This is a genomic window from Sphingobium sp. RS1 (assembly GCF_056156825.1).
Genome location: NZ_JBLZXE010000001.1, coordinates 281,965 through 292,503, shown reverse-complemented (window position 1 = coordinate 292,503; position 10,539 = coordinate 281,965). Strand labels below are relative to the sequence as shown.

The following is a 10,539-nucleotide window of genomic DNA, read 5'->3' as shown; positions in this document are numbered from 1 at the left end:
CATCAAGCCGCTATTGTGTAATCGAGACCGATATCGGCAGCCGGTGCGCTCTGCGTAATGCGGCCGACGGAGACGTAAGTAACTCCCGTTTCCGCGATCGCACGGATGGTATCGAGCCGCACGCCACCTGACGCTTCGATCGGCACGCGGCCCGCAACCAGCGCCACACCCTCGCGCAGCATTTCGACCGACATATTGTCGAAGAGCAGCCGATCGGCGCCTGCCTTCAGTGCCGGCTCGATCTGGTCGATTGTGTCGACTTCGACTTGGACCGGGAGTGCTGACTTGCCCGCCTTGGCCGCGCGCACGGCCGCCTCGATCGAGCCGCAGATCGCGACATGATTGTCCTTGATCAGGATGCCGTCGTCGAGCCGCATACGATGATTGTGCGCCCCGCCCATGCGGGCAGCATATTTCTCAATTGCGCGCAGGCCGGGTATGGTCTTGCGGGTGTCGAGCAGGATGCACGACGTGCCCGCGATCATGTTGGCATAGCTTCGAGTAAGGGTGGCAATACCGGTGAGGTGCTGCAGCGTGTTCAGCGCCGAGCGCTCCGCCGACAACATCGGGCGGGCGCGACCCTCCACGCGCATGATCGGGGCACCCGCCTGGAGCTCATCTCCATCCCTGGCAAGCCGCTCGACCCGGACATCGGGATCAAGGGCCTCGAAGAAGACCTGGGCGAGATCGATGCCCGCAACGGCAATCTGCTCGCGAGTCTGGATCGTCGCGATCAGCCGTGCGTCGGCGGGGATGGTGAGGTCGGTGGTGACATCACCACCTAGCCCCAGATCCTCCTTGAGTACGGACTGGACGAAATGACTGACGGCATCCGCGTCGAGCCCGGCAATGGGCGGCAGGGACATCATCAAGCGCGGACGTCCCCGAGAGCGTCGACATCTGTCGATACGGTCCGCATGATATCCGCCTCTTCGTCCGAGACATTGAGCAGCCGCCAGTCGGTGCCCTTAGGCACGATGCCTTCGAACGACATGAGCTTGGCGTTCGGAATGTGCGGCTCGGTCGTGCCGATCGCCGGCTCGCCCTTTTCCACCGCCTGCGCGGCGCGGTACATCTGTGTGCGGAACGTGAAGATCGCCTTGTCGCTCGACCCCAGGCGATCATCGCCACGATCGGCGAGCGTACCCATCGATTCCCACATCGCCATGTCCTGCGCCGGGATGCCGTAGATACCGGTGAAATCGCCGTCCTTCATGGCTACGCGATCCTGGAGATAGTTGTTTCCTGCGTTGCGCATCTTTTTGAAGGTGATCGGCTCGACATCCTTGCCGATCTCGGCACCGCAGAATTTGCGCCATGCGTCGGTCGAAATGCCTTTTTCGGGATGCCAGGCGACCCAGTAGAACATCGTGTTCTCATCATCGATCGGGACCAGCATCTGGCTCAGATGATATTGGTCATTCGATGGAATGTGGACGGTATAGGGCGCCACATAGAGTGTCATGCGGATATAATCAGTGGCATCGGCGTCGACGATCGGCTTGCGGATCGCGACATAGCGGAAGCCAAAGCTGGTCTTCTGGACCTCAAGGCGTGGCGCCTTGTCGGCCGACGGCCGTAGCCAGGCGGTGTCGGTCGCGGTCGATCCGCTGACCTCGGTTGCCGTCGGCATGTTGGACGAGTGCAGGCTCGAACTGTGCGCCGAGTCGATGGAGCCTTCGAGCACCTGTGCCCAGTTGCATGCGCCATGCATCTTCACGATGCTGATCTTGTCGTCCGGTACGGTCGCCCAGTTGGGCTTGTCGAACGGCGTCACCTGATCGGGATTGCCCATCCACACCCAGACGAACCCGCCGGCCTCCTGGACCGGATAGGCCTTGGTCTTCATCGTGCTGCGCAGCTTGGCGTCGACCGGCTCGGACGACATGTCGATGGCGTTGCCGTTCACGTCGAACTTCCAGCCATGATAGAGGCAACGCAGGCCGCATTCCTCGTTGCGGCCAAAGGCCAGCGACGCGCGGCGGTGCGGGCATTGCTCGTCAAGCGCGCCCAGACGACCCTTGCTGTCGCGGAACACCACCATATTCTCGCCGAGGAGGCGGACGCGCAGCGGCGTACAATCCGGTTCGGCCACCTCTTCGGACATGCACGCGGGCATCCAGTGCTGGCGCATCAGCCTGCCCATCGGCGCGCTGCCCTCGACTCGGGCGAGGATGTCATTTTGTTGGGGTGTCATCGCCTATCCTTATCGCAAAGTGGCTGTGCCAAGGCGCCGTGCCACGAAGGTGTTTCATCCACTTCTTGAAAACACTTCTACATAGAAGTATTGTGCGTTTCAAGCGGGCCGCATTTCAAGGACCGACCTGGCAGATCGAGGATAAACATGAAGGCACTTCGGATCGGCATTGTCGGCCTTGGCCGGGGGTTCATGCTGACGCTTCCGGCGTTGCGCGCGCACCCACGGGTCGAGATCGCCGCGGCGTTCGATCTGCGCGCGTCCCCACGTGCTCAATTCACGCGCGAGTTCGGAGCCAAGTCATATGAAAGCCTGGAGGGGTTGCTCGCCGCCGATATTGATGCCGTCTATATCGCGACGCCACACGAACTGCACGCGACGCAGGCAATCGCGGCCCTCGGTGCGGGCAAGCATGTTCTGGTCGAAAAGCCGATGGCGATCTCTGTCGCCGAGTGCGTCGCGATGGAAGCGGCGGCACGCCGGGCCGGCAAACTGCTCCTGGTCGGCCCCAGCCATGGCTTTGATGCCCCGGTCCGCCGAGCCGCCGAGTTGATCGCCAGCGGCGGCTTTGGTGCGGTGCGGCAACTCACGGCGATGAACTTCACCGATTTCATGTATCGGCCGCGTCGCCCCGAAGAGCTGGACAGCGCGCGTGGTGGGGGCGTTGTCTACAGTCAAGCCGCTCACCAAATTGACGTGGCGCGGCGGCTTGTCGGACGCGATGTGACATTCGTGCGCGCGGTTGCGGGCAATTGGGATTCCAGTCGCCCGAGCGAGGGCGCATATGCCGCGATGATGGGATTCGAGGGTGGGGCTGTCGCATCGCTGACGTACAGTGGCTACGCCCATTATGATTCCGACGAACTGGTTAATTGGATATCGGAACTCGGCCGCGAGAAGGATCCGGAGCAATACGGTGACACGCGGCGCGCGCTCAGGAACCTCGAACCAGCGACCGAAAGCGCTGCCAAGATACGCCGAGCGTATGGCGAGGACGGCGCATCGACCAGCGAACCGCCGGCGCCGTATCATGAGCATTTCGGCTTTGTGCTGGTCAGTTGCGAACGCGCCGATCTCAAGCTCTCGCCCCAAGGCATCACGCTCTATGGCGATGAACACCGTGAGTTTCTCGCGATCGATCCGCCAAGCCTGCCGCGGGTCGAGGTCATCGATGAATTCGTTGAAGGCGCACTCGGTCTGGTCCAGCCGATCCATGATGGCCGCTGGGGCGTGAAGACGGTGGCGTGCTGCGCAGCCCTACTCGAATCGAGCCGCACCGGCAGCGAAATCGCACCCACAGCCATGATTATCGACACTTTGGAGGCCGTTTCCGTATGACTAGATTGAACCTCTCGCTCGCCTGTTGGGGCTATGATCGCACCGAGGCGCTGCTGTCGCAGACGGTCCGCCCCGATGGGATCGATCTCAACTTTCAGGTGCTGTCCGTCGAGGAAACGTTCTTCCGGATGCTGCGCAATCGCGAGTTCGATGCCGCCGAGCTTTCGATGTCATCGTATTGCGTGACTCTGGGCCGGGACAATCCAGACTTTATCGCCATCCCGGTGTTCCCGTCACGTTTCTTCCGTCATTCCTGCATCTTCGTGTCGGCCAAGAGCGGCATCGAAAAACCGTCCGACCTTGTCGGCAAGCGCATCGGCGTCCCGGAATATCAGATGACCGCGCCGGTCTGGATCCGCGGTATCCTGCAGGACGAATATGGCATCGACCCGGCGTCGGTCACTTATGTCACGGGCGGCGAGGAAGAGCCGGGCCGTGAGGAAAAGCTCAAACTCAATCTGCCGGACAAGTTCAAGGTTGAGCCGATCGGGCCAAACCAGACGCTGACCCGGATGTTGGCTGATGGCGAGATCGACGCGCTGCACACCGCGCGTGCTCCATCGACCTTCTATTCGGAACCGCACAATGTGCGGCGCCTGTTCCCGGACTTCGTCCAGGTCGAGAAAGCCTATTTCGGCAAGACGAATATCTTCCCGATCATGCACGTCGTTGCCATTCGCCGCGACATTTACGAGAAGAACCGCTGGATCGCACAGGCGCTCTACAAGGCGTTCGTCCAGGCGCAGCAGCTAACCTACGAACAGCTGCGCGTCTCAGCCTCGCTCAAGACGATGCTGCCCTGGCAAATTGCCGCGGTCGAGGAAACGATCGCGACGTTGGGCGATCAGTGGTGGCCTTACGGAATCGAGAAGAACCGCCACGTACTCGAGACCTTCACGCGCTATCATCATGAGCAGGGTCTGTCGCCGCGCCAGCTGACGATCGAGGACATGTTCGCGCCGGAGACGTTCGCGGAGTTCAAGATCTGACGTGATGCAATCCGGGAAATGACGGGGCGGAGCATAAGCGGTGCGGGAGCAGCGTGGTTGTCGATGCTCCGTCTTTGCCGGGCTGCCGCAGGATACCCGGCGAGCGGCCGCTGACCGGTTGCGCCCTGTCAGTCCTCGGCGGGGGTGTTCGGGATAGAATCGAATTCGGCGGCGAGATTGGCTGACATGCGCGAAAGCACGTCGACGCACGTCGCAACCTCGGCCGGATCGATCCCGGCGACGGCGATGCGGTTAATGTCGATCGCATATTGCATGAGCTCCGCTTCCAGGGCTTTGCCTCGTTGGGTCAGCGTAACGCTCAACTTGCGGCGATCAACCTTGTCGCGGGTGCGCTCTACAAGCCCGTGCTGCATCATGTTGTTGATTATCGACACAGTCGTGTTTTCTGTGACGTTGGTCATGTCGCTCAGATATTTCTGGGTGACGCCGTCGCGGATCCACAGCACACGAAGGTAATACCAGAAGCCCGTCTTTAGATCGTGCTTCGCCAGCATCGCATTGAGCAGGCGATCGAACCGCCGATGGCAGCGCCGGACCTGATAACCAAGGCTCCATTCCGGATTGAGCTGGGCGGGCCTGTTGGACAAATGCACTCTCCCTGGGGCGTGTCGCCATGTTCGCCCTCCCAATGAGGCAGGGGCAACGGCTTTGATGGTGCACCTGCCCGCCAACGTCCAGTTGGATACTGACGGCAGACTGGGCCTTGCCACGCTCTGCATCGGCGTCGGCATGGGCCTTGCGCTCGCGGTCGAACGGGTCTGAATCGTGCTTCGGTGACACCCTATCTATTCCACGCGGATTGAGCGTGGGTTCTCCGGCCCTTTGAATCCCGCCCGAACTAGGGTGGCCCTCGTGCCCTTACGTCGGTTGAATATATGGCAGTCACGACCATCAAGGCCGCCGAACGAACGCCGGAATCTCGCCCTCGACCCGGATGAGAAACCGCGGGACCGTCAAGTCATAATCCATTAACAAGTCAACCGACCCACGCGGCTGGGGCGGTTGCCAAGAAGGAATGCACGCTGGTTTCGACATTCAACAGGCCCGATGGTTCGGGTCATGCAGGGCCGATTTCGATGAGCGGAGATAGCGGGGAAATCAACCTGCCGTTCGACCTGAGTATCGGATATCAAATCCGACTCACGCATCGACTTATGCAAAAGCTGCTACAGCTGAAGATCGAGCAGTTCGGCGTCACCCTGGGCATGTGGTACTTCTTGCGCGTCCTGTGGGACCAGGACGGCTTAACCCAGAAGGAACTGTCCGACCTTGTTGGAACGATGGAGCCGACCACGCTTTCGGCGATCGCTTCCATGGAGCAACGGGGAATCGTTGCCCGGGTCCGCAACGCGGCGGACAAGCGGAAGATCAACATCTTCCTCACCCCTTACGGTCACGAGCTGAAAAGGAAGCTTCTGCCCATTGGCATCGAAGTTGGGGATATCGCTAAGACCGGCATTTCGCGCCGCGAAGCGGATCTCCAGATCGCCCTATTGGGCGAGCTGCAGACCAATCTAGAAGCTGCGATTCGGAGCCTCTCCCCCGAGGAGCCCGACGCGAAGCCGGGTCGGCGGCGCCGAGAGGACCGAGGGGTCGCCGGCATCACTCATGAGGCAGGCGACTGATGCGATAGTGGGTGTCCTCGCCACCATGGATGCCCCACATCAATGTTGCGCGCCGATACTTACATCACTAATGGTTAGATAACTAAGGAACTGCACGGTGGCGGTCTGCGACGTGAAGGTTGCATGGAGAGGTGTGCTGATGGTCAGGCCTTGCCTCCGACCGAATCGTCGTCGCTCTCCACCGCGCGGTTGATGACTGCAATCGCTTAGGTGCGGGCCGCGTCCGGTCTGCGAGAGTATCGGGAGAGTTTGAACTTATGAGTTCATCAGCCTTTAAAGGCGCGGATGTGTCCGATCGCCTGGATCGCGCGATAGACAATGCTCTCGCCGACAATCGTTTGGTGGGAACGGTCGTGATCGTCGCCCGGGGCGGCAAGATCGCCTATCGCCGCGCGGCGGGATTTGCAGACCGTGAATCGCAAAAGCCGATGCAAACGGATAGCATTTTCCGATTTGCATCGGTGACCAAACCCTTTGTCACCGCCGCCGTGATGCGCCTGATCGAGGATGGTGTTGTGAGGCTGGACGATCCAGTGACGCGCTTCCTGCCCGACTTTCAGCCGCGCCTGTCCGATGGATCGGTTCCGGTCATCTCGATCCGCCATCTGCTCACGCACACATCGGGGCTCGGCTATCCGTTTCAGGAAGGGAGCGATGGCCATTATCGTCGCCTCGACGTCTCCGACGGGTTGGATCAACCGGGATTGTCGCTATCCGAGAATCTTCGGCGCCTGGCTGCCGCCCCGCTTACCGCCGCACCGGGGTCGGGTTTTCGCTATTCCCTTGGCATGGATGTGATGGGAGGGGTGGTTGAGAGCGTTACCGGTGGTTCGCTACGCGATGCTGTGCGCAAACTGGTCACGGATCCGCTGGGTATCGTCGATACCGGCTTTGCCGTTGCGGATGTTGAGCGGCTCGCGACGAATTACTTCAACAGCGAATCCGTTCCCGTCCGCATCACGGACGGCATGGTAGTGCCTCTGGATGCCTTCAACGGGTCGCTAACGTTCGCGCCGAGCCGTATCCTGGATCCAAACTCCTATCCGTCAGGCGGGGGTGGGATGGTGGGGACTGCGGGCGACGTCCTGCACTTTCTGGAAACCATCCGGCTCGGGGGTGGTCCGATCCTGAAGCCTGAAACAGTCGAGATGATGGCGACCGATCAGCTCGGACCTCAGGCTGCGGCCTGGGGGCCGGGTTGGGGCTTCGGCTTCGGCTGGGCAGTGCTTGCAGATCCGCACGCCGTCCCGTCGCCGCAGTCTCCCGGAACGCTTCACTGGACCGGCGGATACGGCAATAGCTGGTTCATCGATCGTGCAAACGCGCTGACGGTCGTGGCCATGACCAACACGGCCTTTGAGGGTATGTCGGGGAAGTTCGTGTCCGACATCCGGGACGCCGTCTACAACTGATCCCCGCAAGGAATCCGCGACCGGCCGGCGTAAGCCGGCCGCGCCGCAGCGAAAATGCGGAGGCGCCGCGTCGATCGCGGCGGCCAGATCACAAATCGTTGCGGTGGCTCCAGTCGATGATCCCGTCGATACAAGCGCTGATATGTTCGGGCTGGCCCTGGTAGAAATGGGTCGCGCCCTTGATGCTCACAAATTCCTTGTTCGCAACGGTGAGCGCGTTGTGAATGATCGGATTATGGCTCGCGGGAACCGCGTCGTCCGCTTCATTCTCGATCTGCAGCACAGGGGTCCGATGGATCTTTGTCGCGTTAACGGCAGCCTTGGAGTTGGATAGGTCGTAGGACCATTGCGACAGCCACGAGCGCAGGGTTGAGAATCGCGCCAAACCAGCGGGTCCCACGTTCACCGTGCGTGGATTGCCAAGATAGGATGCCCCCGGCGCGCGTCCATTGGGGTCGATCGTCGGATCAATCCAGCGCACGTCGCACATCGTGCGGTGCGTGACGAAGGCGCGTTCGGTTTCGCCGTCGTTGCGACGACGGAGCGTGGCAAGCATTTCCTCGGCCCAGGCGGTAATTCTGCGATTGCGGGCCCGCTGCCTCTCGCGGAAGGCGGCGATGAAGTCAGCGGTGAATGGTGGTTTGTTCGGGCAGTCCGGACTATAGATATCGAATTCGAGATCGCGCGTGTCCGGGTCGAATTCGTCGATGACGGAGGGGTCAAGCCATTCGGTCAGCACTTCCGCCCGGCTGAGGTGGGCGGCGATTAAGACTATTCCGTCAACCCGCTGCAGCCGCGCTGCTGTCAGGTCATAAAGGTCGCCGGCGGGCGTGTGGGTGATTGTCGGATGTTCAGACTGGGCCGCATAAAACAGCGATAGCGAGCCGCCGCCCGACCATCCCACCAGGATCACCTTTTCATAACCCAGCGACTCGCGCGCGTGGCGCACCCACTGGCCCATGTCGTAGGCGACCTTTTCCATAATCAGCGCACTATCGTTTCTCGGGTAGCGACTCGACGCGCAAAGTACGTGCAACCCCGCATCGGCAAGCGCCTCAGGCATTGGGAGCAGCTGGAGCGTGGCTGTGGGGTGCATGAACAAATAGACCGCCTTAGATGGCCGCGCTCTCTGCCGGAACAGCTGGCCTTCCAGCTCGGTCGTGCCCTCGGCGCCCGCAAAACTGTAGGTCTCCGTCATCCCCGGTTGATCGCGGAAGCGAACGATTTCGGGAAGGCGATCCCATAGCGCCTTTGTCGGCAATCCTCTCTCCATGGCCATATCCTTAGTTATCCAACTATAATTGCGTATTACCGTACTCCAGTCAAGGGAAGGGCTTCCCATGCGAAGGGGCGCGCACTGAGCAACCATCCCCTCCCCTGTTTGCCCAAATAGGTAGCGGTTTTCCGTTGTCCTCGGTCACGATAGGTACGTTTTTAGGGCGGTACAGCCTATAGAGCACCTCCGACGGGACCGTCGCTATGGGCCGGAGCGACGCTGCTGGCCGGGTGCCCTGAATATGGCTTGCGTCGCGTTTCCTTTCATATATTACTTAGGTCTCTAATCATTTTTGAAAAGCCGGCTTGCGAGCACGTCCACAGATGGTTAGATAACTAAGGAACTGCACGGTGGCGGTCTGCGACGTGAAGGTTGCGTGGAGAGGTGTGCTGATGGTCAGGCCTTGCCTCCGACCGAATCGTCGTCGCTCTCCACCGCGCGGTTGATGACTGCAATCGCTTAGGTGCGGGCCGCGTCCGGTCTGCGAGAGTATCGGGAGAGTTTGAACTTATGAGTTCATCAGCCTTTAAAGGCGCGGATGTGTCCGATCGCCTGGATCGCGCGATAGACAATGCTCTCGCCGACAATCGTTTGGTGGGAACGGTCGTGATCGTCGCCCGGGGCGGCAAGATCGCCTATCGCCGCGCGGCGGGATTTGCAGACCGTGAATCGCAAAAGCCGATGCAAACGGATAGCATTTTCCGATTTGCATCGGTGACCAAACCCTTTGTCACCGCCGCCGTGATGCGCCTGATCGAGGATGGTGTTGTGAGGCTGGACGATCCAGTGACGCGCTTCCTGCCCGACTTTCAGCCGCGCCTGTCCGATGGATCGGTTCCGGTCATCTCGATCCGCCATCTGCTCACGCACACATCGGGGCTCGGCTATCCGTTTCAGGAAGGGAGCGATGGCCATTATCGTCGCCTCGACGTCTCCGACGGGTTGGATCAACCGGGATTGTCGCTATCCGAGAATCTTCGGCGCCTGGCTGCCGCCCCGCTTACCGCCGCACCGGGGTCGGGTTTTCGCTATTCCCTTGGCATGGATGTGATGGGAGGGGTGGTTGAGAGCGTTACCGGTGGTTCGCTACGCGATGCTGTGCGCAAACTGGTCACGGATCCGCTGGGTATCGTCGATACCGGCTTTGCCGTTGCGGATGTTGAGCGGCTCGCGACGAATTACTTCAACAGCGAATCCGTTCCCGTCCGCATCACGGACGGCATGGTAGTGCCTCTGGATGCCTTCAACGGGTCGCTAACGTTCGCGCCGAGCCGTATCCTGGATCCAAACTCCTATCCGTCAGGCGGGGGTGGGATGGTGGGGACTGCGGGCGACGTCCTGCACTTTCTGGAAACCATCCGGCTCGGGGGTGGTCCGATCCTGAAGCCTGAAACAGTCGAGATGATGGCGACCGATCAGCTCGGACCTCAGGCTGCGGCCTGCGGGCCGGGTTGGGGCTTCGGCTTCGGCTGGGCAGTGCTTGCAGATCCGCACGCCGTCCCGTCGCCGCAGTCTCCCGGAACGCTTCACTGGGGCGGCGGATACGGCAATAGCTGGTTCATCGATCGTGCAAACGCGCTGACGGTCGTGGCCATGACCAACACGGCCTTTGAGGGTATGTCGGGGAAGTTCGTGTCCGACATCCGGGACGCCGTCTACAACTGATCCCCGCAAGGAATCC

At 61.0% G+C, this 10,539-nt stretch carries 9 protein-coding genes; 5 read left to right on the top strand and 4 right to left on the bottom strand.

What is annotated here, in order from left to right; all coding sequences use genetic code 11:
• Nucleotides 1–2: 2 nt before the first annotated feature.
• Complete coding sequence (nadC, locus tag ACNHGR_RS01520; protein WP_062344525.1) at nt 3–869, bottom strand: carboxylating nicotinate-nucleotide diphosphorylase; 867 nt, start codon at nt 867–869, stop codon at nt 3–5.
• Complete coding sequence (locus tag ACNHGR_RS01515; protein WP_062344527.1) at nt 869–2,197, bottom strand: Rieske 2Fe-2S domain-containing protein; 1,329 nt, start codon at nt 2,195–2,197, stop codon at nt 869–871. Before ACNHGR_RS01515 ends, nadC begins: the two co-directional genes overlap by 1 nt.
• Before the next feature lie 147 nt (nt 2,198–2,344).
• Between ACNHGR_RS01515 and ACNHGR_RS01510 the strand changes: the two genes are divergently transcribed.
• Nucleotides 2,345–3,535, top strand: a complete 1,191-nt coding sequence (locus tag ACNHGR_RS01510) for a Gfo/Idh/MocA family protein (protein WP_062344530.1) — start codon at nt 2,345–2,347, stop codon at nt 3,533–3,535.
• Nucleotides 3,442–4,524: an ABC transporter substrate-binding protein gene (locus ACNHGR_RS01505; RefSeq protein ID WP_475283836.1), complete on the top strand. Its 1,083-nt coding sequence runs from the start codon at nt 3,442–3,444 to the stop codon at nt 4,522–4,524. The genes ACNHGR_RS01510 and ACNHGR_RS01505 overlap by 94 nt, the downstream gene beginning before the upstream one ends.
• A gap of 128 nt (nt 4,525–4,652) precedes the next feature.
• Here the strand turns inward: ACNHGR_RS01505 and ACNHGR_RS01500 are convergent, their stop codons facing one another.
• On the bottom strand, nt 4,653–5,132 hold the full coding sequence (locus ACNHGR_RS01500) for a MarR family winged helix-turn-helix transcriptional regulator (RefSeq protein ID WP_062347432.1): 480 nt from the start codon (nt 5,130–5,132) through the stop codon (nt 4,653–4,655).
• A gap of 489 nt (nt 5,133–5,621) precedes the next feature.
• On the opposite strand from ACNHGR_RS01500, the gene ACNHGR_RS01495 reads away from it, so the two are divergent.
• Entirely contained in the window at nt 5,622–6,170 is a 549-nt protein-coding gene (locus ACNHGR_RS01495) for a MarR family winged helix-turn-helix transcriptional regulator (protein ID WP_052182396.1), read from the top strand.
• Between the two features lie 257 nt (nt 6,171–6,427).
• Nucleotides 6,428–7,582 (top strand): serine hydrolase domain-containing protein, encoded by a 1,155-nt coding sequence (locus ACNHGR_RS01490; RefSeq protein WP_130754871.1) that lies wholly within the window; start codon nt 6,428–6,430, stop codon nt 7,580–7,582.
• Between the two features lie 88 nt (nt 7,583–7,670).
• On the opposite strand, the gene ACNHGR_RS01485 is transcribed toward ACNHGR_RS01490, so the two are convergent.
• The gene (locus ACNHGR_RS01485; protein ID WP_107917714.1) at nt 7,671–8,855 is read right to left on the bottom strand and encodes an alpha/beta fold hydrolase; all 1,185 of its coding nucleotides are present in this window, start codon (nt 8,853–8,855) and stop codon (nt 7,671–7,673) included.
• Nucleotides 8,856–9,398: 543 nt separating this feature from the next.
• Between ACNHGR_RS01485 and ACNHGR_RS01480 the strand changes: the two genes are divergently transcribed.
• Nucleotides 9,399–10,523, top strand: coding sequence for a serine hydrolase domain-containing protein (locus ACNHGR_RS01480; protein ID WP_201039043.1), 1,125 nt, complete (start codon nt 9,399–9,401; stop codon nt 10,521–10,523).
• Nucleotides 10,524–10,539: the final 16 nt, after the last annotated feature.